At 56.4% G+C, this 19,964-nt stretch carries 10 protein-coding genes; 5 read left to right on the forward strand and 5 right to left on the reverse strand.

Annotated elements, in window-relative coordinates:
- The first annotated feature begins 128 nt into the window (after positions 1 to 128).
- Positions 129 to 908 carry a transporter gene (locus tag O2597_RS06205; protein ID WP_269523394.1) on the forward strand — a complete coding sequence of 260 codons (780 nt, stop codon included), beginning with the start codon at positions 129 to 131 and terminating at the stop codon, positions 906 to 908.
- Positions 909 to 928: 20 nt separating this feature from the next.
- The gene (locus O2597_RS06210) at positions 929 to 1,906 is read left to right on the forward strand and encodes a hypothetical protein (RefSeq protein WP_269523395.1); all 978 of its coding nucleotides are present in this window, start codon (positions 929 to 931) and stop codon (positions 1,904 to 1,906) included.
- A gap of 148 nt (positions 1,907 to 2,054) precedes the next feature.
- Here O2597_RS06210 and O2597_RS06215 read toward each other — a convergent pair whose 3' ends face one another.
- Together O2597_RS06215 and O2597_RS06220 are read right to left on the reverse strand one after the other, a co-directional pair.
- Positions 2,055 to 2,588: a hypothetical protein gene (locus O2597_RS06215; RefSeq protein WP_269523396.1), complete on the reverse strand. Its 534-nt coding sequence runs from the start codon at positions 2,586 to 2,588 to the stop codon at positions 2,055 to 2,057.
- Between the two features lie 289 nt (positions 2,589 to 2,877).
- Positions 2,878 to 3,750 carry a 5'-methylthioadenosine/S-adenosylhomocysteine nucleosidase gene (locus tag O2597_RS06220; protein ID WP_269523397.1) on the reverse strand — a complete coding sequence of 291 codons (873 nt, stop codon included), beginning with the start codon at positions 3,748 to 3,750 and terminating at the stop codon, positions 2,878 to 2,880.
- Positions 3,751 to 3,918: 168 nt separating this feature from the next.
- Here O2597_RS06220 and O2597_RS06225 point away from each other — a divergent pair, with 168 nt between their 5' ends.
- The gene (locus O2597_RS06225; protein WP_269523398.1) at positions 3,919 to 5,088 is read left to right on the forward strand and encodes a substrate-binding domain-containing protein; all 1,170 of its coding nucleotides are present in this window, start codon (positions 3,919 to 3,921) and stop codon (positions 5,086 to 5,088) included.
- A 567-nt stretch (positions 5,089 to 5,655) separates the two neighbouring features.
- The gene (locus tag O2597_RS06230; protein WP_269523399.1) at positions 5,656 to 7,788 is read left to right on the forward strand and encodes an FUSC family membrane protein; all 2,133 of its coding nucleotides are present in this window, start codon (positions 5,656 to 5,658) and stop codon (positions 7,786 to 7,788) included.
- 10 nt (positions 7,789 to 7,798) lie between these two features.
- On the opposite strand, the gene O2597_RS06235 is transcribed toward O2597_RS06230, so the two are convergent.
- Complete coding sequence (locus tag O2597_RS06235) at positions 7,799 to 9,166, reverse strand: ankyrin repeat domain-containing protein (protein ID WP_269523400.1); 1,368 nt, start codon at positions 9,164 to 9,166, stop codon at positions 7,799 to 7,801.
- Between the two features lie 384 nt (positions 9,167 to 9,550).
- Here O2597_RS06235 and O2597_RS06240 point away from each other — a divergent pair, with 384 nt between their 5' ends.
- Positions 9,551 to 14,029 carry a right-handed parallel beta-helix repeat-containing protein gene (locus tag O2597_RS06240; protein ID WP_269523401.1) on the forward strand — a complete coding sequence of 1,493 codons (4,479 nt, stop codon included), beginning with the start codon at positions 9,551 to 9,553 and terminating at the stop codon, positions 14,027 to 14,029.
- Positions 14,030 to 14,743: 714 nt separating this feature from the next.
- Here O2597_RS06240 and gyrA read toward each other — a convergent pair.
- Both gyrA and gyrB read right to left on the reverse strand, forming a co-directional pair.
- Positions 14,744 to 17,245, reverse strand: a complete 2,502-nt coding sequence (gene gyrA / locus O2597_RS06245; RefSeq protein WP_269523402.1) for a DNA gyrase subunit A — start codon at positions 17,243 to 17,245, stop codon at positions 14,744 to 14,746.
- 51 nt (positions 17,246 to 17,296) lie between these two features.
- Positions 17,297 to 19,837, reverse strand: a complete 2,541-nt coding sequence (gyrB, locus tag O2597_RS06250) for a DNA topoisomerase (ATP-hydrolyzing) subunit B (protein WP_269523403.1) — start codon at positions 19,835 to 19,837, stop codon at positions 17,297 to 17,299.
- Positions 19,838 to 19,964: the final 127 nt, after the last annotated feature.

Below are 19,964 nucleotides of genomic sequence, written 5' to 3' on the forward strand. Positions count from 1 at the left end.
GGAAGATTGCCTGAGTCGAGTTAAAAAAGTCACAAAGGTCTGATGTTAAGTGATATGTGATTGTTGTGTGACTGTTGAAGTGTTTCAAGTCGCTGCGAAATCCGACGACTCGGAAACAACAACAAGCAATGACGAAAACACTACCTCTGTTTCTCGCGGCCGCGCTCTTTGTGTATGCGCAAAGTGTGCGCGCCGACTCTACGAATGCCTGGAAAGTCAGTACGGGCTTCGACTACAGCACCGGAGACTACGGTGACAGTGAAGACACGGAAATACTCTATTTGCCGGTGAACCTGTCCTACACGACCGGACCTTGGATGGCGAAAGTGACAGTGCCCTGGGTACAGATCAAAGGCCCGGGTGATGTTGTCGGTGCTGGGGATGGCGGCGTGGTGATCGGCGGTGGTAATACCGAGGTGGATACGCAATCCGGGTTGGGGGATATCTGGACCTCCTTGACCTATAGCGTCGAGTCGATCCCAAGTGACCTGTTCTTTCTTGATCTTGTTGGAAAGGTAAAGATCCCGACGGCCGACGAAGACAAGGGATTGGGGACAGGCGAGTTCGACTACACGCTACAGGCGGATTTCTTCAAGTCGCTCGGCAAGCTAACGCCGATGCTGACTTTGGCCTACAAGATCAAGACAGATCCGGATGACTATGAATTGGACAATGTATTCTATGTTTCGGCGGGTGCCGACTACAAGCTAAGTGATTCACTCAATGTGGGTGCGACCCTGGACTACCAGGAGGCCAGCACGGACAGTTCGGAAGACGCGACTGAGATCTTCACTTACCTCGGCTACCGCTTCGATGAAGACTGGCGATTGACGGTCTATGGCTACACCGGGTTGACGGACGGCAGTCCTGACATCGGCGGGGGGCTTCAAGTCGGATACTACTTCTAACCCTAACTCAACGAAAACATATGAAATACAAAGTATATTATACCACCCTAATAGCTGGTGCGCTGTGCTACTCGACAGCGACATTGAGCGCCCAGGATATTGAGGATCCTGTTATCGATGAAACTCCCGAAACACCTGTCGAAGAAGCAATTGTCCTCTCGCTGGGTGAACAGAAGGTAATTGACACGATTGCCGCTGAATTCGAGGAATTTGCCGGCGACGATTCACAAATTCTGGTTGAAGCCCTACGTACCGGTAGCGATATGAGCTACGATGTCTCAACAGAAGTGCCGGTAGAAGAATTAGTTTTCGATGACGCCGGAAATCCGGTCTATCTGCTGGATGATGCCGGTAACCAGATTCTGGACGCAAGCGGCAACCCGATCCAGCAAACACAAGTTGTGGTGGAGCCTGTCTTTGATGACGCTGGCAATCCTGTTTACCTGGTCGATGAAAATGGCGCTCAGATACTGGATGATAGTGGGAATCCGGTTCAACAAACCGAGGTGGTTACCGAGACTGTGGTTGAAACTGTCATCATCGAGAATACCGGTGAAGCCATGGGCTTCGGTAATGTGAAGCTCAGTATGCTGCTTGCTGAAGAGATGTTGTCGCAGAACGGCGTTGACGGTGATCTGGCGAGTATCAGTGCCGCACTCTTTGGTACCGACCCGGAACTGGCAGATGGTATTCTCGAAATGCGTGCGGAAGGGGCCGGATGGGGCGAGATCAGCCAGGAGCTGCTTGGTGTGAAAGTGGGCGATCTGATGTCGGCCAAGAACAAGGCAATCCGTACGGATAAAGAAACCGGTGCTGCCAAAAAAGCAAGCGTAGCCAAGCTCGATCGTAGCACAGGTCGCCCTGAAGGTATCGAGAAGCCGGAAAAACCAGAGAAGCCGGAGAAACCTGAAAAACCTGAAAAACCGGAGAAGCCGGAGAAACCCGAAAAACCGGAGAAGCCCGAAAAACCGGAAAAGCCGGACCGTCCTAACAAGTAGTTTTTCTCCCTACTAACTCACTGCAAAAGGTGCCCATAAGGTTGTGGGCACCTTTTCTTGTGTCTGCCCCTTATGGCCGGTGCAAGGGAGTCGTGAGTCTATCTCGATGCAAATGTCCTGACAATGGGGAAACCCCAAAGTAATTTGATCAATGTCCGCTTTGGCGACGAGTCTGGGCCAACTCTGTCATGCTGCCCGCCGCTGGCTGCGGCCAGACGAGATCGTCTGCGGTGTAATAGAGCCTATCGGCGCCTGCGGAGCGGATCTCCATGCCTCCGTCGGTGCGCCCCATGAATTTGTATGCGGTCCGCCAGCGGTCCACCAGTTCGCCATTCCGGTTGATGGAGGGGTGGTTGGACGGAAGTGCTGCTTTGCCCAAGCCGTTCGGATGTGTCAGCGTCTTGGTTAGTTGGCGATTGCTGCTTGAAGGTAATGCCTGCTCGTTGAGTTCAACGAATCGTCTCAATAGATGATCCACACGCTGGAGGTCTTGTTCGGGCGGCGTGGTCAAATCCTGAAGGACCGGGCCAGAACGATCAATGTTCGACTGATTGAGGAAGTCTGCCTTAGAGGAGGCGGATTGTGAAAGCAGGTCGGTTGAATCCTGATTTTCAAAACGGAGAATTTGAACCAAGGTGCCGGAGACCCCGGACGCGGTGACCAGGCAGATGGAAAAATACATGCCTATGTTAAAATGCATAGGGCTCAGCTTTGGCCGCAGACAGCCTGTGGCCGGGAGTTGAGAGCTCGTGATGGAGCAATCTGCGGGGTTGGGATCAAGTTCGACATTCTCCGGAAAGACTGTCGGTTCCGCTCCAAGAGTCCGCTTATTTTATCGCGCAAGTCTCTTTTTGACAGTAGATTAGCGCGCATCCGTTCGGTTCTGACGGGTTCTAGGTGTCTTCGCGTAGTCGATCTGTAAGGCAAGTGCTTTAAGCGGCGTGGGGTGCAATCGAGAGTGCGTGCGAATCCTAGAGTGCTTTTAAAATACGGGCCACTACTTCGGCGGAGTTGTCCTCGGCCGCGGCGGCAAATTCCTCGATCTCATTGGCGCCTTCCTGTCCGCCGGCCAAATCACTCAATGCGCGTATAATTAAAAAAGGCACCTGGTTTGCCCAGCACACTTGTGCGATTGCCGCCGACTCCATGGCCACGCAATCCGCAGCCCATTCCTGGTACAACCAGTCCCGGTAATCGCGGTTATCCATGAAGACCGGCCCGGTGAGGCCAAGCCCGCCAACCTTGATTGTCGCATTCTCACCATGGGCATTGAGCATATCCATGTCTTGCAGTACGGTTTTGGCGAGGTTGAGTAGGTCCTCATCGGCATGAAAGTAAGGCTTCACCACCGGGGTGGTTTGTCCGCCGCGTGCCACACGGACCGGAGCCGGGTAGAACATCCCATAGGGATTGACGTCACGGAAGCGCGAGCCTGCATATTGGCGAGGATCGATCTCTTCATTGAAGTAGCCGCCTTCTGTATGGTAAGTCCAGCGGTCCGGAATGGAGATGTCTCCTTTTTCCAGTTCCGGGTTCACGCCACCGGCGATGCCCGAAAAGATGAGCAGGTCGATGTCGAAGTTAGAGAAGGCCAATTGTGTATTCATGGCCGCGTTCACCGTGCTGACGTTGGTTTTGAATAAGAGAATTTGTTTTCCGTATACTTCTGCAAAATAGAAACGGATGCCGTTCAATTCCTCCACTTTCTGAAACTCCTCCAAGCCCAATTCCTTCATCACACTTTGGAGCTCACCGGCATAAGCGGAGACAATCGCAATACGGCCTTCCGCGAAGAGGGAAAGCGGGAAGAGAAGGCAACACAGGAGATATCTGCCAGTTTGCATATCACCATGAGAGCAGCATCCATTCCATGCGGCAGAAAAACGGCAGACACCTGACTGTTAGTTCGGCCAAGCCACTGATAGACAAGGACTCAAACGTAGTTGGATCACGCAAAATTGGTTTGTATCTCAATTTGGCATGCTATAGCACGTGGCCCAGCATTTATACCCATGAGTCGGCGACAACTTAAATTTGAACAGGTGGAAAAAGAGATCCGCCAATTGGCACGCACTCTCCCCATCGGGTCCAAAATTCCGTCCGAGCGTCATTTGGCCTCTTCCTACGAGTGCAATTTCCTGACTGTGCGTAAAGCGTTGAAAACTCTTGTGGACGAGGGGATCATCACCCGTCGAATCGGGAGTGGCACATTTATCGCCAAGCACCCGGAGCCGAGCGAGCACAATACCGTGCTTCCGCCGGTTCGGAACGGGAACCAAATTGCGGTACTTGTCTACCAGGACGGGAATGCCTACGCCTACAAGGTCCTGCAGAGCCTGGCCCATTCCGCGATGGAGCTCGGCTTGGAGCTGCGCTCGACCTGGGTGAAGAATTACGACGAGGAAGCGCTGGAGCAGGCGAAAGCCATGGCGATGGAAGGTTGTGTCGCAATTGTTCTGCCTTGGTTTCCTCACAATTTGTCGGAAACGGTCCGCCAATTTATCGAGAAGTCGCCACTGCCCGTCAGCATTCCGCTGGTGATTCCTGGGCTTGAATCCAATTATTTCGGTAATCCCGAGCTCTTCGGGCGCAATTTGCTGCGACCGACCTTGGCACTATGCGGCTACCTGCAGACCTTGGGACGCAAAAAACTTGCCTTTATCGGACCGGCAGCACCGGATGACCTCATCCTGCAACGCATGTTGACCGGTTATACCTATTATGTTTCGGAGGCTTCCATGGAGAACCTGAGCTTCCTGGTTCAACCCAAGAGTGGGCCGGTTGACCAACTGGTAGAGCGATTGAAGGGCTATGCCGGTGATCTCGGCATTCTTTGCTATGACGATGAGCACGCCTTGCGTGTTTTGACGGCGATGCACAAGCAAGGTTTGCGGGCACCGGAGGATTTCTCCATTATCGGTCACAACGACACCGAGGCGGGACGTTTTAGTGATCCTCCGCTGACGACCCTCGGCCATGATTTCCAGAATGCGAGCAACGGTCTGCTTCGCAACGCACTGGCACTGACGCGTAACTCCAGCGACCACACCGAGTCCGATCCGGTACTGAAACTTTTGGTGCGCGATTCATGTGGTGGTCGCGGCCATATTACCGATGAGTTACGTAACAAATTCCCTCTCCTTGAATTTGTTGAGAAGGAGGAGAGCCCGCTCGAAGACTAGTCATGGGCATGATCGGTAGTTGCGGCGAACGCTAAGCCTATGCTTGAAAAACAATGTCGACTTGATTCACCCGCACCCATGCGGACACCTTGTTTTTGGGTGCTCGTTGCGCTCCACCCTATGTGAAACACGGGTTGCGGCTGTGCGTAGGTGATCGACGGTTGCTTCAGACGTTTTTAGCGGCTCCAACCATAGAAGCCGCGTTCAGATTTTCAGTTCAACGGTCATGTATACGCCTCAAGGGCGGGCGTTGCAACCCTCGAAATGCCGCTTTAGCGGACCGGGACATCATGAGCATGGCTTATTTGTGCTTCAAGATGCCGGGCCAAGCACTTTGCCCGGTGCTCATCTGGTTGCCGAAGCGGCGGACCCGGGTGGGTGTTTCGCAGAGGTAGAAGTCGTGGAAGTTTGTTCATGGGGGCGATGACTCCTGAACAGCTGCTCATAGTTGTTCGTAGCGAAGCTTCTGCCCGAGCGGGGATAAAAGATCGAGATTGCCTGCAGGATATGGCATGATCTTTTCGAAGGTTTTCCCATGGCCTAAGGTACCCGGTCACAGGTTTGTACATGTCATCCAGTCCTGCAGATTCAGCATCGATCATGGCCCGTCTAAAGCGCGGGCTCTGGCTCAAGCCGGACCGCTTGCTCGCGGTGAACGTCACGGTGGTGATGGCAGTCATGGTCGTGCCGCTCCTGTGGACCGGCCATGCCTTTGCCGGGGTGTGCCTGACCTTGGGGGTTCTGGCCGGGGCGCTTTCCGAGACGGATGACCACCCGAAGGGGCGGATCAAGTCCTTGAGCTTGAAGGTCCTGAGTTTTGCCGTGGCCAGCGCATCGGCCGAATTGCTGAAATTCAACCCCATTTTGCTTGGGGCCGGCTTCTTCCTGTCCACCATCGGATTTGTCATGCTGGGTGGGATGGGGGAGCGCTATCGCGGCATCACCTTCGGCGCCCAGCTCGTCGGCATCTATACCATGATTGGCTCGGAGATCAGTCCGAACTGGTATTTGCAGCCCATCCTCCTCACTACCGGTGCGCTTGTGTATGGACTGTTTTCCCTGTCGCTTCTTTACTTCAGGCCCTACCGCTTGCTGGAGCAGCAGTTGGCTGCCGGCTTTGCCGCTTTGGGCCATTACATGGCCGAGAAAGCGCGGCTCTTTCCCAGTGATGCGGCAGGGCAGGATGAAATCCGCTCGCGTCTCGCGCTGCTGAATGTGGAGACGGTCGGTGCGCTGGACCGCATCCGCGACGTCTTGAGCAGCTACCGGAACGCGGGAGCGGACGAGACGGCGATCAAGTCCTATCTTTACCGCTTTATGGTGCTCCAGGGGCTACACGAGCGGGCGGCATCCAGTCACGAACGTTACGAGTTGCTCAGCCGGGAGGCGGAGAACCGGGATTTGCTTTTCGGCATCGGGGAGCTCATGCGCCAGTTGTCCAAAGCGGCGCGTTCCTACGGGGAGAGCTTGTTGACGCATGAGCCTTACCAGCATCCGGTCGCGCTTGAATGGATCGTGGACGCGCTGAACGAGAAACTGCAGTCGCATGGCCTGGAGAAGCAGCATCCGCTCTCGCTGTTGATCCGGAACCTGAGCCGTTCCAGCGAATCACTCGCGAATGCCGACAACCTGAGCCGCGCCTCCTATATGCCCCGCCTGGCCGAAGACCGCAGGCCGCTTTGGCAACGATTTCGCGAACTTTTAAGGATCTCACATCCGCGCATGCGCTACGCGTTGCGATTGAGCACCGCTTTTCTCATCGGGTATTCCGTCTCGGAGGTTTTCGATGTGACGAAGGGCGCCTGGATTGTCCTGACGATCCTGTTTGTGATGCAACAGAGCTACAGCCAGACGCGGCGGCGGCTCTGGCAGCGGATCCTTGGCACCTTCTGCGGGGTGGTGTTCGGGGTCCTGACGGTGCAGTTTCTGACGCCGGCCGGGCAGTTGCTCTTCATGCTGGCATCCGCCTATTTCTTCTTTGTCTGGCTGAAGCGGAAATACTCGGTCTCGGTCATCTTCATCACGACCTTCGTACTCTGCGCGTTCAACTTGATCGCACAGGTGGGCGTCGCGGTCATGTTGCCGCGGATGACGGATACCCTGATCGGTTCCCTGATCGCGCTGATCACGGTGCGTCTGCTTTGGCCGGACTGGCAATCCCGTCGTTTGCCGGCGCTCCTGACCGAGGCATTGGTTAAGAACACCGCTTATTTCAGGGCCATCCTTCAGGAGTACAGGGAAGCCGGCGAGGGGGACGACTATGAGTACCGGATTGCGCGGCGGGCGGCCCACCGTGCGGACAACGCACTGGTCTTGGCCTGGCGGGACATACAGCTGGAACCCGGTCGTCGCCAGAAAGTGCAAACCGAAGCGTTTCGGCTGACTTACCTGAACCATGCCTTATTGTCCTATTTGTCAGCGTTTGCCGCGCACCGGGGACAGCCGATGGAGTCGCCGATGTTGTTGGACTTTGCCGACGATATCCTGCGCGCGCTGGAGAATGCCTGCGACTGGCTCAAGCCGACGGTCAATGAGGCACAGGAGTCCGTCCGCGTGACGGACACGCTCGCTCTGATCCGGTACCATCTGGAACTGAGCGCTAGGGAACTCGCCCAGGTGCAGTACACGACCCTCTACAACTTGGCCGATATCACCAGACAGCTGTTGGATGAGGTGCAGACGATTCGCGAAGAAAGCTAAGACCGTGTCCTTACTCGGCGCTTGCCGCATCCATGGCCTCCAGTAGTTCGGCGTAGTTTAGTTCTTTGGCCAAATCGTAGGCACTCTTGTTGTCTCGGACCGGGCTTATGAAATCGGCACCCGCAAGCACCAGCTCTTTTGCAAACACCGGGTCCTTTCGTTGCAGTGCGTGGCTGAGCAGGGTGGATCCGGTTGCGCTCCGTTCATTGATGTCGGCACCCGCGTTGACCAGTAGGCGGGTCGCCTCGATTTTATCTTTTGAGCGGAATCGGATTTCCGTGAGGGGGGACTTTCCCTGGTTGTCTTCAATCCGGGCGGACATGCCTTGATCGAGGAGAAATTGTATGGTTTCGAGCGAAGCGTAGCGTGCGGCGACATGCAAAGCGCTTTGTTCGTTGGCAAACAAGCGGTGATTGATGTCGGCCCCGTGCTTGAGTAGGAATTCAGCCGTCTCGAGTTCGCTGTTTTCAATCGCGAGTAGGAATGCAGTCTTTTCACCCCGGGGCTTTCCTTCGTCGGGGCTCAGGCCGAGTTCGAAGAGAAACTCAGCCTTTTCAAATTCTTGCTTGTTGAGCACCCCGTTGAGCGCAGAGCGTTTCCGCTTTACCTTGGGACTTAGCTCGGTCTCGGAGTAGAGTAGCTTGGAAAGCTCCGGATTAAATTTAAATAGCAGGGAGAGTTGGAAGGGGGTCCTCCCATTGGCATTCACTGCCGTCCTGTCTGCGCCAAGCTCGATCAACATGCCGGCGAGTTCGGCTTTCTTGGATTGAGCCGCGTAATGGAGCAGGGTGGCTTGATGCTCGTCGCGTTCTGAAATCAAAGCCGGATATTTCTCCAGGTATGCCTTGGCTTTTTCAGGAGAGGCATTCACCACCCACATGAAGCGTTGCAATGCAGGTATGCTCGGAGACGGCCCATTGGCAGCCATCTCCATCCGTTCTTCCAATTTTGTGATTGCCGCCGCACCCATGCGTTGGAATCGCAGGTTCAATTCACTACCGGGAGGGGTGAATTCGATGACCGAGTCGCTGATCAAGGTATACACAAAGGAACGTCCGCCGGCCTCCAGCGTAATGCGATTCCCTTCCAGGGATTGCACGGAGTATTGAATATAGGCAGAGGGCTTGCCGTTTCGGATCTGTCGCATGCCGGCATCTGTGAATTCAACCGCGAAACCACTTGCGGCCATCTTCATGAACGCCTGTGCCATCTTGAGGTTCGGCTCGTCCGAGCCGTCGTCCATTTCAGAAACCAATGCCTCCACGGATTTTGTCTCGATGGACCAGAAGCCGACCAGGCTGTCCTTGGTCGCGGTGGGGACACAGGCCGCCCAGAGCAAGATGAATGGGGTTACATAGAAGCGTTTCAACAGGCGCATACCAATAATCTATAAATGTGGTTAAAGTCCGCTATAGTAAGAACCTAATCAATAAAAAGAAAGAACGATTACCAGGGGCGCGGCGCAGACATCGGCGTCAGTAGGCCGTTCAGCGTATCTTCCACACTCTCGGTGATCTTGCGGTCCAGAGGCTCGCGCAACTGTGACTCATCCAAACGAAACGACATTAGAGCAACTGTTTACGGATATTAAACATCGTTATCGGATTGACATCGGTTGATTTCTAGCTGACTTCCACGTTACTACCATCAAATTCCGGGTCCGGAGTGGTCGTGTTCTTTACGTAAGCGCTCGATTTTCGGCCCAGCGATCAACTCTCACCACCGGTGGCTATTGCCGCCAAAAGTCAATTTCCTACCAATTATGAAATTCAGACTTTTGCTACTTGCCGGCCTCTTCGCCGTGCATTCCCTGCTGGCCACGACGCTTTACGTCGACTCCGGTGCCACAGGAACTAACGATGGCTCTTCGTGGGGCGATGCTTACCCCAGCTTGCAGGATGCCCTCGCTAACGCCAGTTCAGGCGATGAAATCTGGGTCGCCGCGGGAACCTACTACCCCGACGAAGGAGCCGGCGAGATCAATAACGACCGCAGTTCGACATTCTACCTGATCGACAACGTCGCGATCTACGGCGGGTTCGCAGGCGCAGAAACGCAGCTCTCCGAGCGCGATCCCAACGCCAATCCCACGATTCTTTCAGGTGACCTGCAGCAGAACGACGGCGCCAACTTCGCCAACAACGGGGACAATGCCTACCACGTGGTTTCCGCCGACAGCACCGTCACATCCTCGGCCATACTGGATGGATTCACGGTCACGGCAGGCAACGCCAACAGCACGGACGTGAATGCGACGGGAGCAGGCGTTTTTCTCTATCAAGGTTCGCCGACTCTCAGCAATTGCAGGATCCAGGGCAACCAGGCTGTCGACTTCGGCGGTGGCATCTACCTGTATGCCTCCACGGCAGCAGCGATCACCAACTCCGACTTCCGCGGCAACCAGGCGGGCTATGGCGGCGCCGTTTTCACTGAGATCGACGCCAACTCGACGTTCACCAATTGCGTGTTTCAGGGAAACCTCGCAGATAATGACGGAGGCGGCATCTACTTCTGGTCTTCCACGACGAACCTGATCAACGGCTCGCTTCAGGGCAACAACGCCATCAGCGATGGCGGAGGGATCTGCATCAACAACTCATCGGTGCAAATCGACAACACCATCATCTGGAACAACAGCGGCAATGGCAGCACCACCGACGCAACGGCCTCCATCTCCGTTCTATCGGGCACTCCGACTTACCAATTTTGCCTTTTCGAGGGACTCACCCCCGGAGGTCTCAACTATGATGGCACGGTTCCCGGCAATGACCCCTTGTTCCTCGATCCCGTCGATCCGGCGACGGCTCCAATCTCAAGCGGTGATCTCCGTCTGCAGCCGGCATCATTCGCCATCGGCAAGGGAATCAACGCCCTCAACGGGACCACCACCGATGCCGATGGAAACCCCAGAATCGTCGGCACCATCGATCTCGGTGCCTATGAATTCCAAGGCCTCATTTATGTGGATGCCGACGCCACGGGCGGTAACAACGGCCTCTCCTGGACCGATGCCTTCCCGACCCTTCGGGATGCATTGGACGTCGCTACCGCAGGCACGACGATCTGGGTCGCCGAGGGCACCTACTTTCCCGACGAAGGAGGAACCGCGATCGACAATGACCGCACCTCGACCTTCACCCTGGTCAATGAGCTCGCGCTTTACGGAGGGTTTTCCGGCACCGAGACCGAACTGGCGCAGCGCGATCCCGAGCTTCATCCCACCATCCTGTCGGGAGACCTCCTCGGGAATGATGGGGCCAATTTCGCCAATAATGCCGACAACGCCTACAACGTCGTCAGTGGATATGGACTTTACGACACGACGGTGTTCGATGGCTTCACCATCACGGCAGGAAACGCCAATGGCGGCTTTGAACCCTACAACCATGGGGGCGGTTTCGCGGGCGACGAGCTCGGCCAGTTCACCATCGCGAACTGCACATTCACCGGGAACCACGGCACGGACGGAGGAGCAATCCACAGCAACAACGCCGCACCTTCATACACCATCACCCATTGTCGTTTTACCGACAATGAAGCGACTACCGACGGCGGTGCCTTGTATAACAGCAATGCATATCCTGCCATCGATAACACCTACTTCACGAACAACACGGCCGGGAATAGGGGGGGGGCGATCCTGAATATCTCCAACTATACCCCCTCCATCGTCACCCAATGCGTCTTTCAAGGCAACCAGGCAGCCGTGTCAGGCGGGGCGGTGTTCAACCTTGCGTCCTCGCCCTCGTTCATCAACTGCTCATTCGGATCGAACAGCGCCTACACCTGCGGGGGCATGGAAACGATCGACGCGGTCTCCACGCCATCCATGACCAACTGTGTCCTGTGGGGAAACACGGCTGACCCGGGATTACCCGGCTCCATCAGGACTACTTCCGGCACGGTCAGTTTCTCTCACTGCTTGGTTGAAGAACTCGACCTCACCGGGGTGGGCACCGCCAATCTCGACGGCACCGACCCCAACAACGATCCGCTTTTCCTCGCCGCCGACAACCTGCGGCTTGGAATAGGCTCGGCCGCCAATGGTGTCGGCCTGGACTCCGCGAACCCCTTCTCGACGGATCTCGACGGGAATCCGCGGATTGTCCCGACCGCGATTGATCTGGGGGCCTATGAAAGTGATCGCATCGGCGGCTTCGCCATCGCCAACCTGCAGTTCCCGCTTTCATCCGGCGCGGAACGCGTCGTCACGAACTGGGCGGCCGATCCCGTTGGCAACGGTTACACCCCGGCCGCACTGTATCTGATGGGCACGACCAACGGCCTGACCTTCGCCAGCAATCCAAGCGTCGACCCCGACGGCACGCTCCGCTTTACCGCTGCGGCTGGAGCTTCCGGCGTCGCCACGATTCGGCTTTACGTGATCGATCCCTCCGAGACGTATGCTCTGAACTACAGGGACTATACGATCACCTTCGTAGCCCGCTACGTCGATGCGAGCGCGTCAGGCGCGGCCGACGGGACCTCATGGGCCGATGCCTACACCAATCTGCAGGACGCGCTCGCCGCCGCCACCTCCGGTGACGACGAGATCTGGGTCGCCGCGGGCACCTATCTCCCTGACCAGGGTGGCAGTGCGACCCCGGGGGATCGCAACGCCACTTTCAAACTGATCGATGGGGTTCGGATCTATGGGGGATTCAACGGTTCGGAAACACTCCGCACCCAGCGGGATCCCGGCACCCACCCGACCATCCTCTCCGGAGACCTCAATGGCGATGACACCTACTTCGTGAACCACGGTGAGAATGCCTACCATGTGGTCTCGGCAATCGCGGGAGCGTTCGTTCCCATAACTCCTACCGCCGTGCTTGACGGCTTCACGATCAAGTCAGGTAATGCGGACGGCACCGGCGACTCGAACTCCGGTAGCGGCGCTGGTCTGATTTGCTTTCAGACATCACCCTCCGTCATTCCATCACCCACCATCAGCAACTGCGAATTCACCGTAAACAATGCCAGCTTCGCCGGAGCGGTTCGCCTGAATCAATCATCGCCTGCCTTCTCCTCGTGCACCTTTTACAACAACCGTGCGAACGTGACCCACGGCGGAGCCATCTATATGGCCAATCAAAGCTCGCCCTCGTTCACGGATTGTCGATTCGAGGAAAACGCGACCTTCAGTGTCACTGGTGACAGTGGTGACAGTGGTGGCGCCATCTACAGTTACGATTCGGATCCGGTTTTCACCCGCTGTTCCTTCATCAGCAATCGGGCCTACAATGCGGGCGGGGCCGTGGTCTCTAATTTCGGCACGATCCACTTCGAAAACTGCTTCTTCAATGGAAATTTTACCCAAAACTCGGGCGCGGCCATTTACAATAGCCGGAACGATTGCGTTGCCTACAATTGTGTCTTTCAGGGCAATGCGTCCAGAGATCTCGGCGGGGTGATGTTTAACTACGCCAACAACCTGACCGCCATCAATTGCTCCTTCGAGGGAAACGGCGCCCAACACGAAGGCGGCGTGTTCTGGAATAACGGGTGCACTGCCATCATCACCAACTGCGTCGTGTGGAACAACAGTTCCTACTCGAGCACCACCTACCAGTCCGCTTCATTCTATATCTACAACCCACCGGAACCGACCTTCTCCCACAGCCTGGTCCAGAACTTCGACCTCACCGCCACCGGCACGGGAAATCTCGATGGAACCGATCCCGCCAACGACCCGCTCTTCATTCTCCCGGTCGATCCCGATTGGGTGGCTCCCACCACCGCTGGAAACCTCGGTCTGGCGGTGAATTCACCGCTTCGCGACATCGGCGACAACGGTGCCAATCCCACCACCGCCGATCTCGGCGGCAGTGCGCGGATCCAATTCGGGACGATCGACATCGGCGCCTACGAGGTGGCGGATCCGCTCACCTTCGGGATTCTCTATCCCTCGCTGCTAAAGGGCGACGACGACAACAGCAACGGCCTGACCAACTTTGAAGATTATGCCTTCGGTCGCGATCCACTCGCGACCGGCGGGCAGGTCGGACTGGTGAGCATCGATGGCACCCAGCTCACCCTCGCACTCCGCAGGAACGCCTCGGATGTCGCCTATCAGTTCAAAAAGAGCATCGACCTCGTGACCTGGGAAACGATGGTAGAAGGCGTCGATTACACAACCGCCTCGCCAGGCGCCCTGTCGACCACCCTCGATCTCCTCTACGATCCCGACACCACCCCTCATCTGTTCTACCGTGAATTGGTGACCGAAGCATCTCCCTGATCACATGCGGCAGCGCTTTCATTGAACGCGCTATCAGCTCAGGAAGACTGAGAGTTCGCAAGATTCGAGGATGCGGCATCCCGGACCTGCGGAAATGGTTCTCCGGGTTGCTCTTCGGCTCCGGGCCCGGCCTTCGTCGCCCCGGGACAAGTCGCAGCTCCACTCAAAATAACGAACCGGACAATCCGGAACCCTTCAACATGCCCGCGCCACTGCGATTTTTTTGGGGGGGCACCGTTACCGTAGTTTGTTCTTAACGAACAGGGCAAGATGCCCTGCCTCCGTTGGTATTCACTTTAGAGAAGTCTTACCGGTATTCCGGCATGACGATTTTATCACTACGGAAAACACAGAATACACGGAAGGCTAGGCCGCCGGGCGACGTCGGTGGTTCGCCCCCTTCAGGTCTCAGCTTTCAACTCTAGTCCTTTCCGAGTATACCGTGACTTCCGTAGTTTGTTCTTAGCGAACAGGGCAGGATGCCCTGTCTCCGTTGGCTTTAGGCTTATGCTTCGCTGGCGGCCTTGTGCAAGTAGTTGCAGCGATGTTCCTGCGTGAGTGCTCAGAAGCAGGTTTTTGGGAACCCCTCCGTCTGCGTCGAGCGCAGCCACCTCCCCTGCAAGCAGTGGAGGAGTTTTTTGTGTTTGAACCAGAAAAAGGCCGCCCTGTATGGGCGGCCTCTGACAGTTGTATTAAAGGTCTGGAACGGATGCTTTAGGTTTCGGCGGGCGCTTCAGCTTCGCCTTCACCGGCTTCGCTTTCTTCACCTTCGCCGGCTTCATCTTCCTCCGAGGCGATGACCTTGGAGATGCCGATGAGCTCATCCTTGGCACCTAGGTTGACCAGCTTGACTCCGGATGCGGCGCGGCCGGTGATACGGACGTCCTTGATCGGAGAGCGGACGGCCTGGCCCTTGAGGGTGAACATCATGATCTCGTCATCGTCGGTCACACTGAGTGCGCCGGCGACCTTGTCGGACTTGATTGCGATGATACCGGAGCCACCACGGGACTGTTGACGGTATTCGCCAAATTCGGTGCGCTTGCCGAGGCCGTTGGCACCGGCGATGAGCAGCTTCGCGTCGTTGTTCACGATCTCGATGGCGACGACCTTATCGTTGTCGCTCTTGAGCTTGATGCCGCGGACACCGCGTGTGGCGCGTCCCTGGTCGCGCAGGTCCGTTTCATGGAAGCGGATGGACTGGGCATTGGAAGTGACGAGCACAATATCGTCTGCGCCATTAGTGAGACGTGCTCCGATAAGGTTGTCGCCTTCATCGATGTTGATACCGATGATGCCGCCCTTGCGGTGGTTGCGGAAGTCGTAAAGCTTGGTCTTCTTGACCACACCGTTTTGAGTGGCGAGGACGATGGACTCTTCGGATTCCTTGAATTCCTTGACGCAGATCATGGCGGCGATGCGTTCGCCTTCCTGCAATTCGAGGACATTGGCGATGGCGCGGCCCTTGGAGGTGCGGGAACCTTCCGGGATGTGATAGACCTTTTCCACATAGACGCGGCCACTGTTCATGAAGCACATGATGTAGTCGTGGGTTGATGCGGTGAAGAGGTGCTCGACAAAGTCGTCTTCATACTGGCCGGAACCGATCACGCCCTTGCCGCCGCGTTTCTGCGAGCGGTATTCGTCGAGGCTGGTGCGCTTGATAAAGCCCTTGTGGGTGACGGTGATCATGCAGCCCTCGTTCGGGATGATGTCCTCCATGCTGAGGTCGCCGTCGATGGCCAGCACCTGGGAGCGGCGCGGGTTGCCGTATTTCTCGCGCATTTCGCCCAGCTCTTCCTTGATGACGGCGAGAAGCTTTTGCTCGTTTTCGAGGATGTCCTTGAGCTCGGCGATGAGGGCCATGAGCTGGAGGTATTCGTCTTCGATCTTGTCGCGTTCCAGGCCGGTGAGTTGGTAGAGGCGAAGTTCGAGGATGGCGTTGGTTTGTATCTCGGTGAGGGGATACTTGGCCATCAAGTTGACCTTAGCCTCGTCGCGGTTCTTGGATGCCCGGATGATCTTAACGAAATCGTCGAGGTTATCGAGGGCGATCTTGAAGCCTTCAAGGATATGGGCGCGGGCCTCGGCCTTACGCAGGCGGAATTGGGTGCGGCGGTAAATGACATCGCGGCGGTGGTCGATGTAGCAGTTGAGCATCTCCTTGATGTTCATCTGCTTCGGACGACGGTTATCCAGCGCGAGGAGGATGACGCCGAAGGAGCTTTCGAGCGGCGTGCTCTTGTAAAGCTGGTTGATGATCACCCGTGGGATGGCACCGCGCTTCAATTCGATGACGATACGTGTCGTCTCGGTAGACTCGTCGCGGAGGTCGGAAATGCCTTCGATCGCCTTGGTCTGGATGAGCTCGGCAATGCGCATGACGAGGGAGGCGCGGTTCACATTGTAGGGGATGGCGGAGATGATAATCTCTTCCTTGCCCTTGTTCTCCACTACCTCGGCAATACCGCGTGTGCGGACAATGCCGCGACCGGTCTTCAGGTAGCTTTCGATCCCGGTCTTGCCGTGGATATAGCCGCCGCCGGGGAAGTCCGGACCGGGGATCAGCTTGATCAACTCATCGAGATCGATCTTAGGATCGTCGATGATCGCACAGGTGGCATCGATCAGCTCGTAAAGATTGTGTGGCGGGATGTTGGTGGTCATGCCGACCGCGATGCCGGTCGAGCCGTTCATCAACAGGTTGGGCAGCGCGGACGGGAGGACGGACGGCTCGGTTGTGCTTTCCTTGTAGTTGGGCACAAAGTCGACCGTATCTTCGTCGATATCCTTCAGGAGGTCTTCGGCGATGGCTTCCAGTTTACACTCGGTATAACGATAGGCAGCGGGCGAGTCACCGTCGATCGAACCGAAGTTGCCCTGCGGCATGATCAGCGGATAGCGCATAACCCAGTTCTGGGCGAGACGCACGAGTGTGTCATATACGGAACTGTCACCGTGCGGGTGATAGTTCTTCAGCACTTCCCCGACCACACCGGCGCACTTGTCAAACGGACGGTTGTGGAGGAGACCTTCGCGCAACATGGCGTAAAGGATCCGGCGCTGGACGGGCTTGAGACCGTCACGGACGTCGGGCAGGGCGCGGCTCACGATAACGGACATCGAATAGTCGATGTAGGCCGTCTGCATGATTTCGGTAATGGACGTCGGCTCCGCGCGTTGGATGCTGGGATCAATGGGAGGTTGTTCAGACATTTTTTTAAGAGATTCGAGATGCGTGCTGCGGGATACGAGTGAGCGGGTCCGTTACACGTCCAGGTGGGAGACGTTGAGTGCGTTGTCTTCGATGAAGGCACGGCGTGAGGGGACGTCTTCACCCATGAGCATGGAGAAGATGCCATCCGCGACAGCGGCGTCGGCGATGTCGACCTTAAGGAGGCGACGTGTGTTCGGATCCATCGTGGTCTCGTAGAGCTGTTTCGGATTCATTTCACCCAGACCCTTGTATCGCTGGATTTGCAGGCCGCGGCGTCCGATGGTTCGGATATTATCGACCAGCTCGATGATCGAGTGCAGTTCGATGATGTTTTCCTTCTTCTCGTCGCCCTTGTTCTCGATGAGGTGATAACGGGCTTCTTCGGTGCGGGAGAACTTGGTGACATCCATGCCGGCCTCGGCCAGTTCGCGGAGCAGTTTCGACATTTCCGTGGACTCGAAAATCTCATGCAGCGAGATGCGTTGCTGCACCTTCATGCCGTCGTCGGTGACGACTTCGCGTTGAATGGTGTCGCTGGCATCGGCCTCGGTGAGATCGAATTTCGCGTGGAAGGCGCTGCGCTCGTCGTCGTCCTTGAGGAACTGGAACTCTTCGTCGTTACCCGTGCGGATGCGCACGATGTAGCGGGGCAGTTCGTAAGTTTCGGCGATGTGTTGGTCGAGATACGAAGCAAAATCGCAACCGTAGCGGGTCACCCCGCGACCGATCATATCGAGGCGCGACATGCATTCCACAAGGAGGTCAACGGCTTCGCCGGCCAAATCGCGGTTGTCTCGCAGGCGGACGAGATTGACGTCTTCCGAACCGAGCTCGAGCAGGATGCGGTTCAGCTGGCCGTCGTTGTCGACGTATTGCTCGCGACGCTTGCGCTTGATCTTATAGAGCGGCGGTTGGGCAATATAAACATAGCCGGCTTCGATCAGTCCCTTCATTTGACGGAAGAGGAAAGTCAGGAGGAGGGTGCGGATGTGTGCGCCATCGACGTCCGCATCGGTCATGATGATGACCTTGTGGTAACGGGCCTTGGCCACATCGAATGCGCCGTCGCCTTCATGGTCACCGATGCCGGTACCGACTGCAGTGATGAGGGCGCGGATTTCGTTGTTGCCGAGCACCTTGTCGAGGCGTGCCTTTTCCACGTTCAAGAGTTTACCACGAAGCGGCAGGATCGCCTGGGTGGCGCGGTCCCGTCCTTGCTTGGCGGAACCACCGGCGGAATCACCCTCCACAATGTAGAGCTCGGAGATGGACGGGTCCTTGGACGAGCAGTCGGCGAGCTTGCCGGGGAGACCACCGGAGGAGAGTGCGCCTTTACGGACCGTTTCGCGTGCCTTGCGGGCGGCTTCACGGGCACGGGCGGCGTTGAGGCACTTGTCGATGAGTTTCTTGGCGACCTGCGGGTTGGTCTCGAAGTAATACTTAAGCTCCTCGCCGGTGATTTTCTGGACGATGCCATCGACCTCGCCGTTGGAAAGCTTGGTCTTGGTCTGGCCTTCGAAGCGGGGCTCGGGCACCTTGACCGAAATGACCGCGGTGAGGCCTTCCCGGGCGTCATCACCGGAGAGGTTCGGGTCCTTGTCCTTCAGGATATTATTGGCTTTCGCGTAAGCGTTGATCACGCGGGTCAATGCGGTACGGAAGCCGGACAAGTGGGTACCGCCCTCGATATTGTGAATCGAGTTGGCATAAGCGTAGATTTGATCGCTGTAGCCGTCATTGTATTGGAAGGCGATATCGACAACAATGTTTGCATCCAGGTCGGGATTCGGCGTCGGCGCTTCACCGTGGAAGGAGATCGGCTCCGGGTGGATGATGTTTTTGTTTTCGTTGAGGAAAGTAACGTATTCCGCGATTCCGTCCTTGAAGAGGAAAGTTTCGGATTTATTCACCCGCTCGTCGTTGAACAGGATCTTGATTCCGGGGTTGAGGAAGGCGAGTTCGCGCAGGCGCTTGCCCAGAATCTCAAACTTGAATTCGCGGGTCGTGAGGAAGATTTCCGGGTCGGGTGAAAATGCGATGCGGGTACCGGTGCGCTTGGTTTCACCGATCACCTTCATCTTCTGGGTGGTGATGCCGCGGGAGAATTCCATCTTGTGGACCTTGTGGTCACGGCGCACCTCGACTTCGAACCATTCGGAAACTGCGTTCACACACTTGGCACCCACGCCGTGCAGGCCGCCGGACACCTGATAGGCACCCTTGCCGAACTTGCCGCCGGCGTGCAGGTTGGTCATGACCAACTCCAAGGCAGGAATTTGGTACTTCGGGTGGATGTCGACCGGAATGCCGCGGCCATCGTCCTCAATGGAGCAGGAGCCGTCATTATGAATGTTGACGGTGACCTGCGAGCAGTAACCGGCCAGTGCTTCATCGATGGAATTGTCGACAATTTCAAAAACGCAGTGGTGAAGCCCCCGTTCATTGGTATCACCGATGTACATGTCGGGCCGCTTGCGGACCCCTTCCAGGCCTTCCAGTTTCTGGATCTTGGACGAGTCATAGACGTCTTTGGCGGCCTGCGCAGCAATCGCTTCCTGGGTAAGATTCTCGGGTTCTTTTTCTTCTGACATAAGCGTAAACAATTATCGTTTTGGACGGCCGATGGCCACCAAAAAGTAACTTTTGCCGTGTTTTTTTTGTGCGCCCTAAACCTTTTGATAACGAGTGTCTTAGGGCTTTCTACCTCCCTTCGGACAG

Source organism: Coraliomargarita parva (assembly GCF_027257905.1).
Classification (GTDB): Bacteria; Verrucomicrobiota; Verrucomicrobiia; order Opitutales; family Coraliomargaritaceae; genus Coraliomargarita_A; species Coraliomargarita_A parva.